Annotated in this window: 18 protein-coding genes and 1 tRNA gene; 8 read left to right on the forward strand and 11 right to left on the reverse strand. The window is 37.5% G+C overall.

Going from position 1 to position 22,192, the window contains the following annotated elements; genetic code table 11:
• The first annotated feature begins 11 nt into the window (after nt 1-11).
• The 3 genes from IRT38_RS13385 (at nt 12) to IRT38_RS13395 (ending at nt 1,716) form a co-directional block, all read left to right on the forward strand.
• Nucleotides 12-701 (forward strand): Smr/MutS family protein, encoded by a 690-nt coding sequence (locus tag IRT38_RS13385; protein WP_004955223.1) that lies wholly within the window; start codon nt 12-14, stop codon nt 699-701.
• 90 nt (nt 702-791) lie between these two features.
• Nucleotides 792-1,340 (forward strand): GTP cyclohydrolase I FolE, encoded by a 549-nt coding sequence (gene folE, locus IRT38_RS13390; RefSeq protein WP_017397502.1) that lies wholly within the window; start codon nt 792-794, stop codon nt 1,338-1,340.
• Between the two features lie 13 nt (nt 1,341-1,353).
• A complete protein-coding gene (locus IRT38_RS13395; protein WP_087540557.1) occupies nt 1,354-1,716 on the forward strand; it encodes a cupin domain-containing protein in 363 nt (120 codons plus the stop codon).
• 36 nt (nt 1,717-1,752) lie between these two features.
• Here IRT38_RS13395 and IRT38_RS13400 read toward each other — a convergent pair whose 3' ends face one another.
• From IRT38_RS13400 to hemE, 4 genes are all read right to left on the reverse strand, one after another.
• Entirely contained in the window at nt 1,753-3,633 is a 1,881-nt protein-coding gene (locus tag IRT38_RS13400; RefSeq protein WP_194597971.1) for a DUF4105 domain-containing protein, read from the reverse strand.
• 84 nt (nt 3,634-3,717) lie between these two features.
• Entirely contained in the window at nt 3,718-4,188 is a 471-nt protein-coding gene (locus IRT38_RS13405) for a DUF3015 family protein (RefSeq protein WP_004912357.1), read from the reverse strand.
• 184 nt (nt 4,189-4,372) lie between these two features.
• Nucleotides 4,373-5,167, reverse strand: coding sequence for a DUF817 family protein (locus IRT38_RS13410; protein ID WP_194597972.1), 795 nt, complete (start codon nt 5,165-5,167; stop codon nt 4,373-4,375).
• Between the two features lie 42 nt (nt 5,168-5,209).
• Nucleotides 5,210-6,283: a uroporphyrinogen decarboxylase gene (hemE, locus tag IRT38_RS13415; RefSeq protein ID WP_194597973.1), complete on the reverse strand. Its 1,074-nt coding sequence runs from the start codon at nt 6,281-6,283 to the stop codon at nt 5,210-5,212.
• Nucleotides 6,284-6,485: 202 nt separating this feature from the next.
• On the opposite strand from hemE, the gene IRT38_RS13420 reads away from it, so the two are divergent.
• On the forward strand, nt 6,486-7,685 hold the full coding sequence (locus IRT38_RS13420; protein WP_194597974.1) for a L,D-transpeptidase: 1,200 nt from the start codon (nt 6,486-6,488) through the stop codon (nt 7,683-7,685).
• A gap of 62 nt (nt 7,686-7,747) precedes the next feature.
• On the opposite strand, the gene IRT38_RS13425 is transcribed toward IRT38_RS13420, so the two are convergent.
• Nucleotides 7,748-9,010 carry a GGDEF domain-containing protein gene (locus tag IRT38_RS13425; protein WP_194597975.1) on the reverse strand — a complete coding sequence of 421 codons (1,263 nt, stop codon included), beginning with the start codon at nt 9,008-9,010 and terminating at the stop codon, nt 7,748-7,750.
• A gap of 162 nt (nt 9,011-9,172) precedes the next feature.
• Between IRT38_RS13425 and pyrC the strand changes: the two genes are divergently transcribed.
• The 4 genes from pyrC to IRT38_RS13445 all read left to right on the forward strand — a co-directional run bounded on the left by pyrC (nt 9,173) and on the right by IRT38_RS13445 (nt 11,798).
• The gene (pyrC, locus tag IRT38_RS13430) at nt 9,173-10,207 is read left to right on the forward strand and encodes a dihydroorotase (RefSeq protein WP_194597976.1); all 1,035 of its coding nucleotides are present in this window, start codon (nt 9,173-9,175) and stop codon (nt 10,205-10,207) included.
• Nucleotides 10,192-10,857: a ribonuclease T gene (gene rnt / locus IRT38_RS13435; protein WP_004912370.1), complete on the forward strand. Its 666-nt coding sequence runs from the start codon at nt 10,192-10,194 to the stop codon at nt 10,855-10,857. The genes pyrC and rnt overlap by 16 nt, the downstream gene beginning before the upstream one ends.
• A gap of 19 nt (nt 10,858-10,876) precedes the next feature.
• Nucleotides 10,877-10,952, forward strand: a tRNA-Glu gene (locus IRT38_RS13440).
• 162 nt (nt 10,953-11,114) lie between these two features.
• Entirely contained in the window at nt 11,115-11,798 is a 684-nt protein-coding gene (locus IRT38_RS13445) for a glutathione S-transferase (RefSeq protein ID WP_125318443.1), read from the forward strand.
• A 5-nt stretch (nt 11,799-11,803) separates the two neighbouring features.
• Here IRT38_RS13445 and IRT38_RS13450 read toward each other — a convergent pair whose 3' ends face one another.
• The 6 genes from IRT38_RS13450 to IRT38_RS13475 form a co-directional block, all read right to left on the reverse strand.
• Nucleotides 11,804-13,048, reverse strand: a complete 1,245-nt coding sequence (locus IRT38_RS13450; protein ID WP_194597977.1) for an NADH:flavin oxidoreductase/NADH oxidase family protein — start codon at nt 13,046-13,048, stop codon at nt 11,804-11,806.
• 112 nt (nt 13,049-13,160) lie between these two features.
• Nucleotides 13,161-14,747 carry a dipeptide ABC transporter ATP-binding protein gene (locus IRT38_RS13455; protein WP_194597978.1) on the reverse strand — a complete coding sequence of 529 codons (1,587 nt, stop codon included), beginning with the start codon at nt 14,745-14,747 and terminating at the stop codon, nt 13,161-13,163.
• Entirely contained in the window at nt 14,722-15,732 is a 1,011-nt protein-coding gene (locus IRT38_RS13460; protein ID WP_194597979.1) for an ABC transporter permease, read from the reverse strand. The genes IRT38_RS13455 and IRT38_RS13460 overlap by 26 nt, the downstream gene beginning before the upstream one ends.
• Nucleotides 15,732-16,802: a microcin C ABC transporter permease YejB gene (gene yejB / locus IRT38_RS13465; protein WP_194597980.1), complete on the reverse strand. Its 1,071-nt coding sequence runs from the start codon at nt 16,800-16,802 to the stop codon at nt 15,732-15,734. Before yejB ends, IRT38_RS13460 begins: the two co-directional genes overlap by 1 nt.
• 24 nt (nt 16,803-16,826) lie before the next feature.
• Nucleotides 16,827-18,665, reverse strand: coding sequence for an extracellular solute-binding protein (locus IRT38_RS13470; protein ID WP_194597981.1), 1,839 nt, complete (start codon nt 18,663-18,665; stop codon nt 16,827-16,829).
• A gap of 6 nt (nt 18,666-18,671) precedes the next feature.
• Nucleotides 18,672-21,917, reverse strand: coding sequence for a LysM peptidoglycan-binding domain-containing protein (locus tag IRT38_RS13475; protein ID WP_194597982.1), 3,246 nt, complete (start codon nt 21,915-21,917; stop codon nt 18,672-18,674).
• Nucleotides 21,918-22,192 lie beyond the last annotated feature (275 nt).

The raw sequence follows: 22,192 nt of genomic DNA on the forward strand, positions 1-22,192 counted from the left end.
TTTTAAACCTTATGAGTAAAAACGATTCTTCGCTTTCTAAAGATCAGTTTAATTTACTGAAAGCTTTTAAAAAGCAAATCTCAAATCCTCAATCCAGCAATCTTGTTAAACAAGCAGAGATGAAAAAATCTCAAGCTGTTGAAGAAGAAATGGAAGATACTGAGCTTTTTAAAAAAGCCTTAACAGGCGTAAAGCCAATTGATAATGGTAACATTGCACAAATCAAACCAAAACGCGTAAAAAAAATTGATGCGCAAACCCTTGCAAAACGTGCAGCAGCTGAAGGTAGCGCTGAACAGGAACTCACTGAGATTTCAGATACTCAAGCGATTTTAAATCCTGTGGCAAGCCAAGCTGCATTAAGCTATCGAATTGCAACTTTACAGCACAAAGTATTTGAAGACTTAAAAGCAGGTAAAATTCGCTGGTTTGAAGCTGTAGATTTACATGGTTGTACTGTCGAGCAAGCACGCGCCGCAGTTTTACAAATCATTCAGATGGCTAAAGACGAAAATCAAAATGTCATCAAAATTGTTCATGGTAAAGGTCCTGAAGCGATTTTAAAAACCTATGTAAATGGCTGGCTTAGACAACATCGTGATGTACTTGCCTTTGTCAGTGCACCTGAAAATCAAGGTGGTACGGGTGCTGTTCTCGTGCTACTAAAACGTGCAGAAAAGAATCCAAAGTACAAACAATAATCGGCATTTGACTCAAAATTAAGTTTTTGAATCGTTTTCTGATACAATTCCCGTTTTGTTCAACCTACCTAAGTGAACATTGTTATGTCTATGCAGCAATCGTACGCAAATATCTTAACTGCCGTTGGCGAAGATTTGAATCGTCCTGGCCTCAAAGATACGCCTATGCGTGCGGCTAAAGCTTTTTCTTTTTTAACTTCTGGTTATAGTAAAACACTTGAAGAAGTTACAAATAGTGCGGTTTTTCCATCCGATAACCATGAAATGGTATTGGTTAAAAATATTGAGTTTTATTCACTTTGTGAACATCATCTACTCCCTTTTTACGGTCGTGTCCACATTGCATATTTGCCTGAAGGTCAGGTTTTAGGTTTATCTAAGTTTGCACGTATTACAGAAATGTTTGCGCGCCGTTTGCAAATTCAAGAAAACTTAACACAACAAATTGCTGAAGCTGTTGCCGAGGTGACACAAGCACGTGGTGTGGCTGTAGTGATCGATTCTGCACATATGTGTATGATGATGCGCGGTGTTGGTAAGCAAGAATCTACCACTCGTACTGTTTCTTTTGTGGGTGATTTTAAAACGGACAAAGATGCACGTCGTGAGTTTTTAAGCGCTGTCCCTGAAAGTTATTAATCAGAGCATTGTCATGTCTTCAATCCAATTAGCAGGCTTTGGTGAGTTAATTCAATCTGAAGCCAGCATTGATTATCCTCGGCCTGATCGTTTGGTTAAGGGCAATCCACAACGTCTTACCTATGACTTATATACACACCCACATATGGGATGTGGAATTTGGCAATGTGAAGTGGGTGCTTGGAACATTCAGTTTGCAGACAATAAACAAGAGTTCTTTCAAGTCATTGAAGGTGTTGTTCGTATTCATGATCCCAAAACAGATTCATATATTGAAGTTTCTGCGGGCCATGCAGGTATTATCCCACCTGCATTTGTGGGTACATTTGAAGTAATTGAAGCTGTAAAAAAATACTTTGTTATTGTTGAAGTTTGATAGATTTTTATCTATCAAACTCTTTAAAATTTAATCCTAGAAGAACCAAACATAACCCAAACCGACTTTACTCCAGTCTTTATGATCTTGCTGTTCGAAGTCCCAATTCAACCTTAAAGCATTATTTGAATTTAAACTATATTGGAGTTGAGAACCGACTCTTAGATTCCAGTGACTTTGATCTTCCCAGTAAGGCAATTCAATTTGCACAACACTATTAATATTGTCCGTCCATTTGTTCATACAACCAACCGTTGGCCCTAAACCAACTCGCCAACCTTTATCAAGAGAACGACCACCTTGAAAATGACTTTGCATTTGGGCATAACACAAATGTCGACGATCATAATCAGCTAAGCTGTAGCCGACCTGCATATTTAGGTTCATAACACCATGCTGCTGATCATCACTAAAATTCCCTTGATCTAGAGCTTCTTGTTTCCAACCTAAATTAAATCCCCAAGTAATGGGTGATTTAAAAGGCTGAATAGGGTTATACGAATTTACAGTCAATAAATCTAAATGTTCGAGCTTGAGTTGATCATCACGATATTGAATATTACCGTCTAAAAACAATAATTGAGTACCTAAACGATAACCACCTTGAGGATCAATCAGATCATGGTAAGCCTGACGATGTCCTAACTCGATAAACTTCTGTCCTTGTAGTTCACCGACATTTACAGATAGATTTCGCGCATGGTGTCCTTCAACAGGTTGCTTTTTAGGACGCTCAGGCTCTTGACGTTGCTTTTCAACATCAATTTGGCTTCTCTCGGCAAGAAGTTGTCTTAGCTGCGGCTGTGCAAAGTCTGCATCAACTTGACGACTGATATATTGCAGATACAAATCGTCATATGCCATTTCTAAGATTTTTGCTTGATCGTGTTGGTTATATTTTTCTAATAATGGTTGAGCTTTTTCCACATCTTGAAATGCAACTTGATGGGCAACTTTAGCCAGTGGTGTACCGTGCTGTTTTGCTTGTGATAACAATTGAGTTTCCAAGGCTGGACGATAGACCACCTCTTTGACTAAGTCTTGTTGATCAACTGCTTTTAACGTTTCAATCGGAATTGCAGCATAATTAAATTGTTTTTTTAAGTCTAAGTTCGGACGAACTAAATCAATTAATCCAAGCAAACGATATGCACAATTATCACTTACGAAATAATAAGGAAAACTCACATGTTGCATTTCCCAAATATGTTCGACTAAGAAACGAGTCTCTTCAGGAGTTAAATTTAACTCGTACTCCCACAAATCACGACTTTCAAAGTCACCATACTCTTTTACTTTACGATAGTAAGGCATTAAAGAATATTCACCAGGATACTGCCCTGTTAGACCTTTCCAAGCATATGACCAATTATCTTCACCACTGACTGTCGCTGCATAGTTTACTGCGTATGAAACTAAGTTCAGTTGTTTCTGATCTTTAGGGTCTAAACGCAGTAAGGTATGTCCAAACATCGAACTTGGATTACCCATAAAGTCAGTTGCGTAAATCAACGTAGCTTTATGTGGTTTAATTTGATTAATCCATTGATCAAACTCAGGACACTTCACGATTGGAAGCTTTTCGGTATCAATATTAAGTTGTTGGATCAACCAACGACTACGAGCTGGAAATTTGCAACGAATCGATTGATTCTCAGCAGTATTAATAAATAGAGCTTTTACATCAGCTTGTAATTCATTTTTTAAATTATTTTTTCCATCTTTTGCATAAAAATATCCATCATAAGCAACCTCACTTTTTTGCGATTGGTCAGCATACATTAGGCGTTGCCATGTGATGTCTTGATGCAGTTGTTTCTGCTCAGCAATCTTCAAATAATTTTGTATATCGGTTTCAACTGAAGCATGTGCAAAATGGCACATTAAAGTAGCAATGGTACAAGTTATTAATTTCATTCAGTCGCAAATTTTAAGATTATTAAGAATAAATTATCTATAAGAAAACCCTGCCATTAAGACAGGGTTTTATGTTCAAACGTATTAAACATAAGCTTTGAGTACAGCGTCTTTCGCCATTACACTTTGTAAAGAATCTAAAACTTGAAGCGTATTCTTATTTTTGCTTGAGTAAATTTCAGCAAAATTTGCTTTAGAAACAGCAAAGAAACGCGCTTTATCCGTTGCTTTGATCTGCATAAGTTCAGCAAGTACGTTTAAGCTTTCACCTTGACCTACTGCCATATCACGCGCTAAAGATTCAGCATTTTCATTTGTAAATGTAACGACTTGAGCCGTAACAGTTCCACCTTGACGGCATCCTAAAGTACCGAAAGTAATACCTAATAACTGGTTAGTAAAAATACCATTTGTAGTTGCAGCAAGGATTTTAGGTGCAATACCTTTTTGTCCTGCCCAAATTTGTGTACCAGCACCACAACCAACATCATTGTCTGCCATAGCTACACTTGAACCAGCTGCTAACAAAGCTGCTAATGCAATTTTTTTTAACATAGGAAAGATCTCCAGTATCAATTATTTATTGGTATTTGTTATCACTATCGTGCTTAGCATTAAATCTATACGCACGTAAATTAAAATAACGAGGATAGCTTTTTTTAGCAAATAAAATTTGAAATAAAGTTGAAATATTTATATAGAAGTTAATAATCACTTCATTTTAAACTTAACTCTTGAGCTAGTTTAACTGCCAAGTTCCCTTTTTATCTCGTTGTCCTAAAATTTTTAATACCAAAACCAAACTTAAGAGTAATAATAAATACCAAGACCCCAATTTCCCCCATCCGACCATATGCCAAGCATCAACTTGGCTTGGATACAGCCAAATTTTATAAAATGTACTAATGTTTTCAGCAATCCAAATCAAAAATGCAAGTAAAAGTAAGATTGGAAGCATCGGCACTTTGAACCGTGAATCACTTAACTGAAAATATAATTTTGTTTTCCAGAAAATAATGATACTCCATGCAAATAGAACCAACCGATAATCTGGAATAAAAAACTTAGTCATAAAGTTTAAATAGGATAAAACTGCCAAACACAACATATTTGCAAATCTTGGCAAGTTCTCAAAAGAAACTTTATATAATCTCAATGAACGAGCAAAAAAACTACCAACAGCTGAATACATAAAACCCGCAAATAGAGGCACAGTTAATAGTTTGAATACTGCAGGTTGTGGATATTGCCAAGAAGCAATTGCTGGATGGGTTAGGAAAATTTCCATCCCCATCGCCATGATATGAAACAAAGCAATCACTTTTGCCTCTGCCCAAGATTCTAACTTTAAATAGATTAGGCAGACTTGAATGCTCAATGCATAAAACAATAGATAATCATAACGGAAGAAACCATAATATTCTTGGCTTCCCATCGGTGCTGTTACTGCAAAAGCGATTAAAAGTAACAATCCAAATAAGGCAGCCGAAGCTGCCTTAGTTCCAAAATTTAAAGCTAATCCAATCAAATGCACGAAATGATCCTAATCAATTTAATCATGAAAAATTCGAAGGGATTAACCTAAATATTTCTGGCTGTATGCATGGACAGTATCTACAAAGATCTTCGGCTGAGCTGGATCAACCCATTGAGTAATACCATGACCAAGATTTGCAATATATCCTGTTTTTTCACCATTTTTATAAGCGTCATCGAGCATCGCTTTTACAGATTTTTCAATTAATGCTGCTGATCCATAAAGTACCGCTGGATCTAGATTTCCTTGTAATGCTGCACGACCATTTACAACTTCGCGTGCAGTATAAAGAGGTGTCGTCCAATCTAAGCCAAATGCATCTGCACCTGTAGTTAGCATCGTCTCTAACCATTGCCCACCACCTTTGGTAAAGACAATAATCGGAATTCGGCGACCATCTTTTTCTCGTTGAAGCCCTGCAATAATCTTTGTCATATAGTTCAATGAGAATTCCACATATTCTCGATGTGCAAGTGCTCCGCCCCAACTATCAAAGATTTGAATCGCTTGCGCACCTGCATCGATCTGTGCGTTCAAATAATCAATTACTGAATCTGCAAGATGATCAAGTAATGCATGTAACACTTCTGGTTGCGCGTACATCATATTTTTAGTGAAACGAAACTCTTTACTTGAGCCACCTTCAACCATATAAGTTGCTAAAGTCCAAGGACTTCCAGAGAACCCAATTAAAGGGACCTGACCACCTAATGCAGAACGAATCGTGGACACAGCATTCATCACATAGGCTAAATCAGACTTTGAATTTAATTTCGGCAAGTTAGCAACATCTTGCTCTGTCCGTACTGTTTTATGAAACTTTGGGCCTTCACCTGTTTCAAAATACAGCCCTAATCCAAGCGCATCTGGAACCGTCAAAATATCAGAAAATAAAATCGCAGCATCCAACTCATAGCGGCGCAACGGTTGCAAAGTAACTTCACAAGCAAATTCAGTGTTTTTACAAAGAGATAAGAAATCACCCGCTTGTGAACGAGTTGCTCTATATTCTGGTAAATAACGCCCTGCTTGACGCATCATCCACACTGGTGTGGTGTCTACAGGCTCACGTAGCAAAGCTCGTAAAAAACGATCATTTTTCAACGTTGTCATTACCAATCTCTAAATTTTTTCATGTGAAACGCATGATAACAAAGTTAATCCAATTTTTATAATTCCAAATCCATACAAAAATTCAGACTTCCTACATTATTTTTTTACTTAGACACAAAACTGCTACTGCAAGCTCACTGATTTTCTGTAATACTTGCAACATCTTATATCTCAATATGAATAATTCTTAAGGTTGAATTACATGTTCGTTCGCTCATTACTCGCTATGAGTTTAAGTTGTATTATTGCCAATGTTGCTTTTGCTGCCCCAACAACTGAGCAACCTTTAAATCCAAAAAAAATCTCGGCACCTGTTCAAGATCCTATTGATCCTTTAGCAGTAGAAAGTTCAGCTGCTTCAAGCGTTGTTGCTCAACCAGCATCTAGTGTCGCTGATAATGCAGTTTCTGATCCTCAAGTAAACACAGGTGTTGCTTCAGCAGTTTCTTCAAAACTAGAAAATACTCCTGATACAACCAATACAACTCCAGCACCAAAAGTTACTTGGACTTTAGACAGTCTGAACAATTCAGAATGGTATGAAAATATTGGTAAGGGTCAATTTCCAGTATATGCGCGTGCTCATGTAATGCTAAACAATGCACATGCTTCTCCTGGTGCAATTGATGGCTCAAATGGTAAAAATACCTTAAAAGCAATTGCATCTTTCCAACAGATGAATGGTTTAACACCAACAGGTGAACTTACCAAAGAAACTTGGGATGCATTAGTTGCGAAACAAACTAAACCAGCATATGTAGAATACACCATCACAGAAGCAGATTTGAAAGGTCCATATGCCGAATCAATTCCTTCTGATTATGCTTTACAAGCAAAAATGAAAGGTTTGTATTACACACGTGTAACAGAAATGTTGGGTGAGAAGTTTCATATGGATGAAAACTTCTTGAAAAAGATCAACCCAACAGCAACTTTCAAAAAAGCTGGTGAAAAAATTATTGTTGCCAATGTGCGTAATGATTTACCAGAAGATATTCACTTGATCGTTGCACATAAAGGTGCTCGTCAGCTTTATCTTTTCAACAGTCGCAACCAAATGATTGCTTCATTTCCTGCAACAATTGGTAGTACTGACACGCCTTCTCCGACTGGTACGTATAAAGTAGTCGGCGTTGCAAAAAATCCTTGGTATAGCTATTCACCGTCTAACTTTGTTCAAGGTAATAACCTTAAACCTCTTTCTTTACCACCAGGTCCTAACGCGCCAGTGGGTAATATTTGGATTGGTTTAAGTAAAAAATCATTTGGTATTCACGGTACTCCAAGTCCTTCATTAATCTCTAAAACAGCTTCACATGGCTGTATTCGTTTAACGAACTGGGATGCAAATGATTTGGGTAACAAAGTTCGCTCAGGTGTGACTGTAAAATTCCTTGAATAATTCCAATCATTTCATAATTGAAAAAGCCGAATTTTATGATTCGGCTTTTTTTAATTCTATAATTATTCAACAACAGGCAGTGGCTGATAATAGATTTGATTACGACCTAATTGTTTGGCTCTATAAAGTGCTTTATCAGCAGTATGAATCAATAATTCTTGGCTAATTTTAGGATTACCATTAAATACCGTAATTCCTAAGCTGATCGTGACATGATTTGAAACCAATGATTTTTCATGAGGAATCATTTGCCGATCAATTGCTTTATAAATATTCGTTGCGACGGCATAAGCACCTTGAGCCGATGTTTCAGGAAGTAATACAACAAATTCCTCCCCCCCATAGCGCGCAATAAAGTCCATGTGCCGAATTGAACTTTTAATGGTCTTGGCTATAGATGAAATAACCTGATCTCCCATTTGGTGACCATAAAAGTCATTATAATTTTTAAAATAATCAATATCGATAAACAGAACTGACATCGACTTATTTTCTTTACAAGCCATGTCATAGTAATAACTAAACATTTCCTCAAAAGTTCGTCGATTGGAAACCTTTGTTAATTCATCATGCTGGCTTAAATGTAAAAGTTCTGATGCTTGTAAACGGAGAATTCTCTCATTTATTTCCGAAATTTTAGTTTTTAAAAATAGTTTTCTTTCTTTTGAGGTCAACATGATGCTGATAGAAAAACCTAAGAGCAAGCTTCCTATAAACGTGCGCCCAAGCATCAAAAAATCACACGGTATATTAAAATAATAGAGGGATAATAAAATACATACTGCAGCCAGTGTTCCAATCCACAGCATATGATTGGGTTTTATTCCACTCAGAATGAAGCCTAACATATACAAAAATGCAATCAGTACCATTGCCTGATTCTGTAATACAACGTTAGACACACTCATCATCAATAAAGATGGAAAGAAAATTGTGCAAAAGCCAATAACGCAAGCAACTGGATAAAAAAGTCGGCTCAATTTTCTAAATCTAGAAAAAGTCCAAAATAAAAATAATGCTGCACCAACGATGAGTAAACTTAAAATGCTATAAACAAAATCAACAATAAAATGAGGACTGGAACGAATAACCAAATAGTTAGAAGGTAAGATTAATAAGACAAAAATCGTGTAAGTAATGACACCTTGTCCAAAAAACTGAATCGCATTAATACGTGTGCGATCAATGTTAAATTTCCAGAAATCTTCTTCTAGTTTTGCTGGTAAAGTTTTTTGTTTTTTTTGACCTTTATAGTGTCGAGCAACAAGCTGCTCTAGATCCTCTTTAGACCTCTGTAATTCATCAAGATCATATTGATTTTCCATCCTTTTTACTCTTCTTATGGTGATGTATTTTTGTGCTGGATAAAAATAACACAATTTCTCATTTTGTCATGCACTTTGCTTAACCACTTATCCGTAAATGTAGTTACCATTTTCACACTTTATGCATTATTATTTGTATTATTTTTAAGTTTGAAGTTCACCTTGAATACTATTACGCTTTTACAACCCGATGATTGGCATGCTCATTTACGTGATGGCTTAGCATTAAAACGCACAGTACCCGATTTGGCTAAACAATTCGCACGTGCGATTTGTATGCCGAACCTTGTTCCACCCGTCAAAACTGTAGAAGAAGCTGTAGCGTATCGTGAACGTATTCTTACTCATGTACCTGAAGGCTTAAATTTTGATCCTCGCATGGTGCTTTATTTTACTGACTTTACATCGCCTGATGAAGTTAGAAAAATCAAAGAATCAGAATTTGTAAATGCAATCAAGCTTTACCCTGCTGGTGCAACGACAAACTCTGATAATGGCGTTAGTGATATTCGCAAAGTTTATGCTGTCATTGAACAACTTGAAGAACACCAAGTCCCTTTATTACTTCACGGTGAAGTAACTCATAACCATGTAGATATTTTCGATCGTGAAAAACGTTTCTTGGATGAAATTCTTTCTCCTTTATTGAAACAATTCCCTAAGCTCAAAGTCGTACTTGAACATATCACGACCAGTGATGCAGCAAATTTTGTTCTTGAACAAGATCGTAATGTAGCTGCAACAATTACACCTCAACATTTACTTTTTAATCGAAATGATATGTTGGTTGGTGGTGTGAAGCCTCATTTCTATTGCTTGCCGATTTTAAAACGTCAAACACACCAAACAACTTTATTAGAAGTGGCAACAAGCGGTAGTCCAAAATTCTTCTTAGGTACTGATAGTGCGCCACACGCTCAAAATGCCAAGGAAAATGCTTGTGGTTGTGCAGGCTGCTATAGTGCACCAAATGCGATTGAGCTTTACGCACAAGCATTTGATCAAGTTGGCAAGTTAGAACGCTTGGAAGGTTTTGCAAGTATGTTCGGTGCTGATTTCTATGGCTTGCCAAGAAATACATCAACCATTACGTTGGTGAAAGAAGAAAATACCGTTGCAGAATCATTTGATTATCTTGATGGTCAAAAAATTATCCCACTTCATGCAGGTAAGACACTGCAGTGGAGAAAAGTGTGACACACGAAGAAAACCAAGCTCCTGTCATTGGTCAACGTTTCCGTGGATTCTTACCTGTTGTAGTCGATGTTGAGACAGCAGGTTTTAACTCACAAACGGATGCTTTGCTTGAAATAGCATGTATCCCAATTGTCTATGATCAACAGGGACAATTTATACCTGGTCCTGCTTTTCATGCACACATTAATCCATTTGAAGGTGCTAATCTCGATCGTCGTTCTTTAGACTTTATTGGAATTGATCCTTTCAATCCTATGCGTGTTGCAATGGCTGAAGATGAACGCGGTGCTTTACGCCGTATTTTTAAATCATTGAATGAAGTCCGAAAAGCACAGCATTGCACACATGCTGTACTGGTTGGACACAATGCACACTTTGATTTAGGTTTTTTACAAGCTGCTATCGCACGTTCAGGAACTAAAAACCAAAATCCTTTTCATAGTTTTTCAGTTTTTGACACGGTCACGCTTAGCGCGGTGATGTTTGGACAAACTGTATTGGCAAGAGCATGTATTCAAGCTGGAATTGAGTTTGATGGTAAAGAAGCTCACTCTGCTTTATACGATACGCAAAAGACAGCAGAACTGTTTTGCTATATTTTGAACAAACTATCACCCCACCTTCTTGACAGTTTGGTGACAGAGCCCTAATATACACCCACCTCAAGAAGTCCCTATCGTCTAGAGGCCTAGGACATCGCCCTTTCACGGCGGTAACCGGGGTTCGAATCCCCGTAGGGACGCCAAATTCAAAAAGCCACTGCATCATTCAGACAGTGGCTTTTTTATTAGTTTTTTATACGTAGAGCTGCTAAAAAATAATTATTTTGAAAAATCTATTTTATTATCCTTAGAATATTTTCTACCCTATACTGAAAACTGATCAAAACTATAAATTTAAACCTAATATGCAAATCCGTTTATTCCACTTACAAAATTCACGTTCTCAACGCATCGTTTGGTTTTTAGAAGAATTAGGACTTCCCTACGAATTAGTCATCAACCATCATTCAGACTTAGATGAAAAGAAAAATTCACCGCATCAATTATCGAAATTTCCTGCCGTTGAAATAATAAATCAAGAACAAATTTTTATCTTAGCCGAAACTTCAGCGATTATTGATTACTTATCTTATCTATACCCTCAATTAGGGCAAAGTAAATTATTAGGATCGCAACTTCAAAGTTTTTATTATTGGAAAAATTATTGTGAAGCCACATTTATTCCAGATCTATTACTCAAACAAATTTTTCACCAGATTGTACAACGTACACCATTTCCTGTTCGCTTCGTTTCAAAGTTTTTAAAATATAGATTTGATCAAGGCTATTTAAATCCATCGTTACAGCAACAAATGACCATGATTGATAAGCATTTAAAAGATCATTTATGGTTTGCTGGGGATCAATTTACGGTTGCAGATATTTTGATGTGGTTTCCATTATTGGCTTGCTCGGCAAATGACCATCAATTTAAACATATACAGCGTTATTTAGCCCAAATAGAAAACAGACCCGCCTTTAAAAAATCTTTAATCAAAGGACAATGGTCTGCTTCTACGTTTCAGTCCTATTGGACGATTGCGTGGTAATTCAGTTATGCCGATTTACGCGAATTCACTCGACCTTTAACAACCGCTTTAATATTGCCTTTGGCATAATTCAAGAAAACAAGTAATGGTGATAATTTAGGATTTGGTTTTTTACCCTGACCAATTGCTTTGAATTGTGCCGCATACCAAATGATTTCCATAATTGCCATTTTATCAACAAAAGGAATGCCTGTTTTAATTTGGTTTACAGCATAACGCACATCATTACCTGCAATTAGGCTATCTGTTAAATCTGTTTCAACCGCTAATGGTCGTGCAATCCCGATAAAATCACATGCACCACTTTCCAGTGCAGCATTCATACCTGCGACTGTACGGAAACCACCTGTCACCATTAACTTACATGTGACATGCTGACGAATCTTTTCAGCGAACTCTAAGAAATATGCTTCACGTGCAATAGTGCTTGCTTTGCGTGATTCTGCTTTTGCACCAGCCATTGCAGGTGCTTCATAAGTACCACCAGAAATCTCGATGATATCAATTCCTGCAGCATCAATTGCTTTAAATACTGCAATCACATCTTCTTCAGTAATACCACCACGTTGGAAATCAGCTGAATTGAGTTTTACCGAAATAATAAAGTTTTCTGAAGTCGCAGCACGAACGGCTTTATAAATTTCAATTAAGAAACGCATACGGTTCTCAATTGAACCACCCCATTCATCAGTACGCTTATTGGTTAGTGGTGATAAAAATTGGCTAATCAAATAACCATGAGCACCATGTAACTGTACACCTTCAAATCCAGCCTTCTCACAGACTGCTGCAGCTGTAGCGAAACGTTGGATGATATCTAGAATTTCTTCATGTCGTAACTCACGTGGAGTACCAAACATCCTTGCTAACATCGGGCTAAAAGGTACAGCAGACGGTGCTACTGTTTCTTTGTTTAATCCTTTTGGACATTGACGACCCGGATGTGACAACTGAATTAATTGTACCATACCGTATTTTTTGCCTACCGCAGCCCATTGTTGCAACTTCGCCAAATCACGTTCAGTTTCGATCGCAACGACACCTGGCTCATTTTTAGCCGCAATGTTAACCATTACATTTCCTGTAATTGCACACCCCAAGCCACCTTTAGCCCAAGCTTCATACAATCCAATATGTAAATCATTCGGCTGACCTTCGTGATTAGCTAAAGCTTCACTCATAGCACCTTTGATAATACGATTTTTGAATGTTGTGTTGCGAATTTGGATACTGTCTGCAATCTGACTCATGGTCATCCTCTGCTACAAATTAGAGTAATTACTCTAATTTAATCTGATTATTGTTGATGTCAAGATATCTTCCGATAAGTTGACAATAACATATGTCAGTTTAATTACAATGCTATATACAACTCGCCTCAATCAATAATTTTGTGTATTCATTTTGAGGATCACGAAATAAATCTTGTGAAGCTTGATATTCCAAAGCTTTACCTTCATGCATCACCAAAACATTTTGGCAGAGGGATTTTATGACTTGTAAGTCATGACTGATCACTAAATAGCTGATCTGCTCTTGGTGTTGCAACCGTCGCAGAAGCAAAATAATTGCTTGTTGTGTAATGCGGTCAAGAGCTGATGTCGGTTCATCTAAGATCAACAACTTTGGTTTCAAAACCAAGGCTCTCGCTAGGGCGACTCGTTGCCTTTGCCCACCAGAAAGCTCATGTGGGTATTTAAATTTTTCAGAAGGAGTTAATTCAACTTTCATTAACACCTCATCGATCATATTTTCGATCAGGTTTGATTTTACTGCACTCAGTTCAAGCCCTTCTGCGATAATTTGAAAAACTGATAATCGAGGATTCAAACTGCTTAGAGGATCTTGAAAGACAATTTGAAATTGCTGACGCAAAGGTCTTAACTGTTTTTGATTTAGTTGATTTAAATTATGTGTCTCAAAATTTATTTCTCCCTCACTAAGAATAAGTCGAGCAATTGCTAGTGCTAGCGATGTTTTACCTGAGGCACTTTGCCCCACAATACCTAAAGCCTCACCTGACATTAATGAGAAACTAATATTACTAACAGCTGTTTTATATTGTTTTATTTGATTAAATAATCCTTTTCTAATCGGATAACGTACTGACAGATTTTGAATTTCAAGCAATGTTTTTCCACTATTTTGTTCTAGTGCAATCCCAAAATCATGGTACAACAGGCTTTTGGTATATTCGTTTTGGGGATGTCGAAAAATTTCATTTATATCACCCTGCTGTTCAATTCGTCCTTGATTAACAACTAACACTTCATCTGCATACTGTTTAACAACACTTAAATCATGACTAATTAAGAGAATTGCCATTTTATGATGGTGTTGTAATTGTTTGAGCAAATCAAGAATTTGTCTTTGTAAAACAACATCCAAAGCTGTAGTCGGTTCATCAGCGATTAAAATTTCAGGTTCCAATGCCAATGCCATAGCAATCATGACTCTCTGCCGTTGACCACCAGAAAGTTCGTGTGGAAATCGTTTCAAGAGATGAGTTGCATCTTCTAAACCGACTTCATTTAATAAGTCGAGAGTCTTTTCTTTGACTTCAGATTTAGACAATCCTTGCAACAACAAATTCTCTCCAACGATTTTTTCTACACAATGCAATGGATTAAGTGCTGTCATCGGCTCCTGAAAAATCATCCCTATTTTTTTGCCACGAATTTGCTGCCATTGATGCTGATTTATTTTGAGCAAATCCACAGTATCAAACAGGATTTCACCTTTTACTTTAAGGCTATCAGATAACAATCCTAATATTGCAAGGCAAGTTATTGATTTTCCTGAACCACTTTCACCAACGATTGCCAAAGTCTGTGAATGATGAAGTTCAAAGTTGAAGTTATCAACTAGCTTAGTGCCTAATTGGTTTTCAATACTTAATTTCTGAACTTTCAACAAGGCAGTATTATTGTTTTGGGTCAAATGCTTCACGAGCAGCCTCCCCAATAAAAATCAAAAGTGATAGCACAATTGCCAAAGTAAAAAAGCCAGACAATACTAGCCATGGTGCATCTAAATTATTTTTCCCTTGCAACAGCAGTTCGCCTAACGATGCTGCATCCGCAGGTAATCCGTAACCAAGAAAATCTAGTGCCGTTAAAGCAATAATATTTGCTGTAAGCATAAATGGTATTTGCGACAAACTTGAACTGATTGCATTTGGTAAAATATGTTTAAAAATAATATTATGGTCTTTGACACCTAAAGCCTGAGCAGCGCGTACATAATCAAAATTTCGTGCTCTCAAAAACTCAGCTCTTACTAATCCTACTAATTCAGTCCATCCAAATAACAACATAATTAAAAAGAGCCAATATACATTTGGGCTAAACATACTGACCAATATCATCACAATAAACAGCATGGGTAAGCCCCCCCATACCTCAAAAAGTCGCTGTCCAATTAGATCAATCCAACCACCATAATACCCTTGTACTGCACCTACAACTATTCCGATGCAAGCTGCCGCTATAGTTAGCCCGATTCCAAATAAAAGTGAAACCCTTAGACCATACAAGATGCGAGCAAATACGTCACGACCTTGATCATCTGTCCCTAACCAATTTTGTAATGTCGGCTGAGATGGTACTGGAACAGTGAGAGATAAATTTGGAGTTTGATATGAAAAAGCTACAGTTGGTGAAATCATCCAGCCATGCTGTTGGATCAATTGTTTTACAGCAGGATCCTGATAATCAGTCGATGTTTCAAATATGCCACCAAATGTTGTTTCAGGATAATCTTTGAATAATGGAAAATAGAGTGACTGCTTATAACTAACAAGCAGAGGTTTATCATTTGCTATAAACTCAGCGCAGATAGAAAGACTAAAAATAATCAAAAATAAGATTAAACTGAAAAATCCCAATTTATTTTGCTTAAAACGATATAGTCGATTTCTCATTAAAGGTGACATCAACGCCCACCTCGTGATTCAAAATCAATGCGTGGGTCTATCCAGTGATAAAGTACGTCCCCTATAAGGCGAAGAATTAAACCGAAGAATGTAAATAGAAATAACGTACCAAAAATCACAGGATAATCACGTTGCGTAATCGCTTCAAAACCTAATAATCCTACGCCATCCAAATTAAAAATGATTTCGATAAATAAATTACCAACAAAGAAAATACCAACCAAGGTTTCAGGTAAAGCAGCAACAACAATCAATATCGCATTGCGGAATACATGTCGAAAAAGTACCTGACTTTCATTTAATCCCTTTGATCTTGCTGTCAGCACATAAGGTTTATTAAGTTCTTCAACAAAAGAATATTTCGTCAAATATGTCAAAGCAGCAAAACTTCCCAATACCATACTGATAATCGGCAAGCACATATGCCAAAGATAATCTTTAACTTTTCCTATAAAGCTCAAATGCTCGAAATTTTCCGACACTAATCCTTGTAAAGGAAACCACTGCCAATAACTTCCACCTGCAAAAAAAACCACAAGTACAATAGCAAATACAAATGATGGGACGGCGTAACTAATTGCCAATAACAATGAGGTCGCACGGTCAAAAAGCAAACCATTCTGTTTGGCTTTGCTGATCCCTAACGAAATTGCAATCATATAGATCAGGAAAGTACTCCATATACCTAAGGACAAGGTAACAGGAAGTTTTTCATACAGTAATTGTACAACTGTTTTATCCTTGAAAAAGCTTGTTCCAAAATCAAGGGTTAAATATCCTTTGAGCATGATCCAAAACCGTTCATAAGCAGGCTGATCAAACCCATACTGGGCTTTAATTTTTTCGATCATCTCAGGGCTTAAGCCGCGAGCGCCTTCATACTGAGCCAATTCACCCAGCGTATTTGAATTATTTGGGTTTACACCCAATCCTTGAGCATTTTGTATTTGTTGTATGGCTTGCTCAACTGGGCCGCCAGGTGCGATTTGTACGATGATAAAATTGATTAACAGAATTAAAAATAATGTCGGAATCATCAAAATCATTCTTTTCAGAATATAGTGAAGCATAAACTTAATCCTTCATTATTTGATTTAATGTTTAATCGAAGATTGATTGAGCATCTTGGCTTTCTTTGCATCAACCCACCAATATTCCCACCCGACAGAAAGTTTTGGTTTAGTTTTTGGTTGCTGATAAATATCCCAATAAGCAAACCAACGATCTGGTTTACCATATGTCAAAATATGGTAATAGCCCGCACGCAGTAAGCGATCTAGAATTCGAGTATAGAGTACAACTTCATCTCGACTTTTAGCTGCAATTATTTTTCCAATAATTTGATCAATTACAGGAGACTGTATTCCTGCATAGTTATAATTATTTGCTTCATTTGCAGCCTTACTTCCCCAAAACTGTGCCTGCTCTTTTCCAGGGGTCAAAGTCTGCGGCATTTTAAAAACCATCATATCGAAATCTTGACGACGTATCCGCTCCATATACTGCGGGACATCCACTTGACGCAAATTGACCTGTATTCCAAGTCGCTTTAAATTACGCACGAATGGCATCAGCTCACGTTGTGGATTCTCTTGTTGAAGTAATAATTCTATTTGAATCAATCGACCTTGCGGATCATGCAATTTACCATTAACGATCTTATATCCTGCTTGTTTAAGGATTGTTTGTGCTTGTAGTAAGTTATTACGATTAAATCCACTGGCATCGGACTTAGGATAACGCCAATCTGTGACTACACCTTGTTGGATGATCGGGTGAAGCTTTGCCAGATAAGGTTTTAAAATCTTCAGCTCAGCAGAACTCGGTTTAGAAACTGCGGCTAAGTCAGTATTATCAAAAAAACTCTGTAGTCGTCTATTTTGATTAAAAAAAAGTGCTTTATTTTGCCATTCAAAATCATAGGCGTAAGTTAATGCCTGTCTGAAATAAATATCTTGAAATGGTGATCGTCGTGTATTAAATACTAAACTTTGTATATCCAGTGGGGTGCTTAATTGAGCCTTATACTTTTTAACCCAACCTGATCGGTAAGATGGAAAGTTATACCCCATCACCCAATTACGGATATTTTTTTCTTCATAGAAATAAAATTGTTGAGATTTAAATCCCTCGAAACTCACTTCTAAGTTTCGATAATACACATATTTTAGTCGATCAAAGTTATAACGCCCTCGGTTAACAGCGAGGTCTTTGGCCCAGTAATTTGGACTGCGTTTATAAGTAATACTACGACCCGCATCAATACGATCAACTATATAAGGTCCTGAGCCAACAATAGGTTGCAGCGTAATACGAGTAAAATCTCTGTTTTTCCAATCTGCTTTGGAGTAAATTGGAAGACTCGCCACAATTAATGGCATTTCAACATTTTTATTGGATTTAAATATAAATTTGATTTGGTGCTTTGATAGAATTTCGGTTTTTGCCAAATCTGATAAATACATCTGCAAACCCAAATTTGCCTTGGTTTGATATGTATCAAAAGTAAATTTCACATCATCCGATGTTAATGCCTGCCCGTTATTAAATCGTGCTTTAGGATTCAGGTGAAAAATTACGGACTTCAGATTGTCAGGATCGTAAGTTACTTTTTCAGCCAGTAGTGGATACATCACTCGTGGCTCATCCAAAGAACGATCCATTAAACTATCAAAAAGATAGTTCACGCCCTCTGTTGCACTCCCTTTTCCATTCATACTATTTAAATTATCGAAAGTGCCTAATGTAGATTGGCTAAATAAACCACCTTTAGGTGCTTTAACATCCGCATATGGCATGACTGAAAAATTGGCATATTTAGGCTGCACATGCATCGCTAAGTATGGTGTCGTTTGAAGGGCTGCAAATGTGGTTTGAGCAAAAAAGCTTAGCCCGAACAGACTAAGCTTTTGAGTTGTAGATAATGAAAGCATCAGTACTTACAGGTTTGGCACTTTAATAACATCACCTATACGCAATTGTGTACTTGGCGTTAAATCATTCATCTCAGCCAAAGCGCTAGTTTCCATACCATATTTACTTGCTAAACCAATTAAGGTATCACCACGCTTCACCTTGTATTCAGTGACAACTTTAGGAACGGAAATCGTTTGACCACGCTGCAAGCCAGCATTTGCTTTCAAGTCATTAAGATCAGCTAATTCACGACTCGACATACCAAAACGATTTGCAATACTGTTGAGGGATTCACCAGCTTTTACAGTATATTTTTCCGTATTTTTACTAGAAGCAGATCTAGAGTTCGTTTTACTTGACTCAACTTTTGCTGTTTCTGTTTTTGGTACATCACCAGAAAGTTTGAGCTTCTGACCAATCCGAACTGTACTGTTACGTGACAAGCCGTTTAATGCAGCTACATAATCGAGCTGTAGATAATAACGACTAGCAATATTACTTAAAGTATCTCCTGATTTTACGGTGTAAATATCAGGTGCCGTTTCATCTTTATCTTTGACTTTTGTCGCTGTGACATTTGATGACTTGGAAGGTGCATCTCCAGCAAGTTTTAAACGTTGTCCTACACGTAATCCAGCAGTACGTTCCAATCCATTCAAATCAGCAATATAATTTACACTTAAATCATATTTGCCAGCGATTGCATTTAAACTATCACCTGATTGAACGACGTACTGCTCTGGAACAGATGAACCTGCTGGTATCTTCAAGGTTTGACCTAAACGCACACCACTGTTGGACTTCAAGTTATTTAGATCAGCCAGTTCACTCAATGTTATTTTCGATTTACTAGCAATACTGGATAAGGTATCACCACGTTGAACAGTATAATTTTCAGTTTTATAACTTGTTGAAGCTGTCACATTGCTATAATTAACCTTAGCATTTGATTCAGTAGGCTCATCTACTTTAGATACCTCATGTAGAGGTACATTGATTTTTTGACCAACCATCAAATCGCTCGTAGCCGTCAAACCTGAAGTTAGGTCAGCCAACTCTTGATTTGATAATGCATAACGATCAGCAATTAATTTGAGATATTCACCGCGTTTCACAGTATATGATTTTGTTGCCACTTTTTTATTAGTGGAAACTTTATCAATCTCACGACTATTTTGTTGAGAACTACGTATTGAATTTTTTGGCTCTTTTAAGCTCAGTTTTTGCCCTACAAATAATCCATCAGTAACTGATAAATTATTAAAATCGGCTAGTTGTTTGATACTCAAATCAAAACGAGCAGCAAGATTGGTAAGACTATCACCTGATTGTACGACATAGCTATCAGGCTTATTTTCTGTTGCTTTCACAACTTCAGCTTGTGGTTTTGCATCATAGAGATACAAGCTAGTACCTACAAACAAGGTTCCATTTGGATCAATTTGGTTCCACTGCGCGATATCACGCCAGTTCACTCCATTTTTCTGTGCAATCACAGCCAATGTGTCACCAGGTAATACGACATAAGTACTACGTTTGCCTTTTGGTGCTACAACAACAACATCGGTGTCCGTTTTAATATAAGGTTTACCTTGGTTTCGTTTAGCATCATCACTGTTCGCAGTCGTTTCGTCTTCAACCAAGTTTTTTGGATAAGCGAATCCTTTAGTGACTTCTTGACCTTTTTCATCAGCAACTGATTGGCTAGTTTGGATCGCAGTGAGCTTAATCTTGCCATCAAACGGATCAACAATTTCAGTTCCTTTCGGTGCAATTGCTTTAATTTCAGCAACAACTTGGTCTTTTTCAGCCTGCGTAGGTTGAGGCTCTAAAACTTGAGCAACAGTTTTCTTCTCACCTTCGTCTTTTACCGCTGCAACGATTTGCTCACGCTCTTTTAGTGAAATTGGTGGTTCAATATTCACAGGTTTGACATTAGGCGCAGGTGTAATCGCCACTGGAATACGAGGTGCACTTGGTACATCAGCAGCAGCAGCAAAAGATGCCAATGCATCAGCACCTTTAGGCGTACTCATCTTCGTCGTTGTGGTAGATGTTGGACGCGTTGTAGTGTTTGCCGTTAATGGCGGAGGTGTTTTTGTCGAAGGACTAATTGCCTGTCCAGTACTTGTGCGCGTTGTCGTTGAAGTACTCAATGTATTATTCATAGCAGGCGGAGTCTGATTGCTAGCCCAGAAGCCACCAGAACTTGATTTACCCGAACGAAGTTTTGCATCGATCGATGGACTCAAATCTGCAGGAATCAAAATACGCATCGGACTTGTTGGATCAACCGTTTCACCACGATATGCAGGGTTGAGCGCATATAACTCTGCACGGCTGAGACCTGTAATAGATGAAATTTGATTCAGATCTAAAGGTGCTGACAAACTGACTTCACGGAAGTGAGGACGATTGGCAATTGGAGGTAAAGCCACGCCATAAGCACTTGGATTTTTGATAATTTGAGCAACTGCCAAGAAACGAGGTACATAGTTCATCGTTTCTTGTGGCAATTTTAATGACCAATAATCAGTTGGTAAGCCAGCTGCCTTATTACGGTTAATCGCTTGTTGAATACGTCCAGGACCTGCGTTGTAAGCAGCTAATGCTAACTCCCATGATCCAAACTGGTTGTACAAGCTACCTAAAAACTCATATGCAGCACGCGTAGATTCAACTACGTCACGACGACCATCATAAAGACTGGTTTGCTGTAAACCATAAATACGTCCAGTACTTGGAATAAATTGCCATAATCCTGCTGCTGCTGCACTACTCGTTGCTGCTGGATCGTATGAACTTTCGATAACTGGTAGCAAAGCCAATTCCGTTGGCATACCACGGCGTTCAGCCTCTTTCACAGTGTGATAAAGATATCGACTGGCACGCGCACTCAAACGATCTAAATAAGGTTGACGAGAAATAAACCAACCACGCTGTGCTTCGATACGTGAATCCCAATGGTTTAAATCCATTTTGAATCCAACAGTCATACGTTTCCACACATCACCATGTTTTAAAACCAGTAATCGATCACCCTCTACTGCACGCATGTCGGTTGCTGATAGTAAATCCTCAAGCGAATCCAAACTACTAGCATCCAAATAGCCAGAACCTAATTGTTTTGATGATGAGACTTTAGAAGACTGAGGTGTAGTTGAACACCCTGTCGTGATTCCTAGCGCAGCTAAAGCAGAAGTCAGTACAGTAATTTTAAATAATGATGTTGCAGATTGTTGCCACACCAATGTGGTCGATTTATACATAAAAACTTCCAGTCAACTCACGCTAGTTTATTTCTTCGATTTGCCATTGTAGTAAAGCATGTCACTTAGACAAGGCAATAATTTAACGTGATTCGCATCGAAATGTTACAAGAAATTAAAAAAGATGAGTTTTGTAACGTTCATCAATGCAATTTAGCTTTACAATACCGCCCGTAATCAAGGGGTGATACACTGTTTTCGCATGTACTTTTTAAAAAAGTACTCTGCTTATTTTGATGATGATCCGCTCTACCATTCTCGTTTAAACTTTTAGG

This window comes from Acinetobacter sp. SK-43, from assembly GCF_015351505.1.
GTDB classification, from domain to species: Bacteria; Pseudomonadota; Gammaproteobacteria; order Pseudomonadales; family Moraxellaceae; genus Acinetobacter; species Acinetobacter junii.

What these genes read in the sequence shown, in the direction of transcription:
- IRT38_RS13385 (WP_004955223.1), top strand. Translation starts at nt 12, where the DNA reads ATGAGTAAAAACGATTCTTCGCTTTCTAAAGATCAGTTTAATTTACTG.
- folE (WP_017397502.1), top strand. Translation starts at nt 792, where the DNA reads ATGCAGCAATCGTACGCAAATATCTTAACTGCCGTTGGCGAAGATTTG.
- IRT38_RS13395 (WP_087540557.1), top strand. Translation starts at nt 1,354, where the DNA reads ATGTCTTCAATCCAATTAGCAGGCTTTGGTGAGTTAATTCAATCTGAA.
- IRT38_RS13400 (WP_194597971.1), bottom strand. Translation starts at nt 3,633, where the DNA reads ATGAAATTAATAACTTGTACCATTGCTACTTTAATGTGCCATTTTGCA.
- IRT38_RS13405 (WP_004912357.1), bottom strand. Translation starts at nt 4,188, where the DNA reads ATGTTAAAAAAAATTGCATTAGCAGCTTTGTTAGCAGCTGGTTCAAGT.
- hemE (WP_194597973.1), bottom strand. Translation starts at nt 6,283, where the DNA reads ATGACAACGTTGAAAAATGATCGTTTTTTACGAGCTTTGCTACGTGAG.
- IRT38_RS13420 (WP_194597974.1), top strand. Translation starts at nt 6,486, where the DNA reads ATGTTCGTTCGCTCATTACTCGCTATGAGTTTAAGTTGTATTATTGCC.
- IRT38_RS13425 (WP_194597975.1), bottom strand. Translation starts at nt 9,010, where the DNA reads ATGGAAAATCAATATGATCTTGATGAATTACAGAGGTCTAAAGAGGAT.
- IRT38_RS13445 (WP_125318443.1), top strand. Translation starts at nt 11,115, where the DNA reads ATGCAAATCCGTTTATTCCACTTACAAAATTCACGTTCTCAACGCATC.
- IRT38_RS13450 (WP_194597977.1), bottom strand. Translation starts at nt 13,048, where the DNA reads ATGAGTCAGATTGCAGACAGTATCCAAATTCGCAACACAACATTCAAA.
- IRT38_RS13460 (WP_194597979.1), bottom strand. Translation starts at nt 15,732, where the DNA reads ATGTCACCTTTAATGAGAAATCGACTATATCGTTTTAAGCAAAATAAA.
- yejB (WP_194597980.1), bottom strand. Translation starts at nt 16,802, where the DNA reads ATGCTTCACTATATTCTGAAAAGAATGATTTTGATGATTCCGACATTA.
- IRT38_RS13470 (WP_194597981.1), bottom strand. Translation starts at nt 18,665, where the DNA reads ATGCTTTCATTATCTACAACTCAAAAGCTTAGTCTGTTCGGGCTAAGC.
- IRT38_RS13475 (WP_194597982.1), bottom strand. Translation starts at nt 21,917, where the DNA reads ATGTATAAATCGACCACATTGGTGTGGCAACAATCTGCAACATCATTA.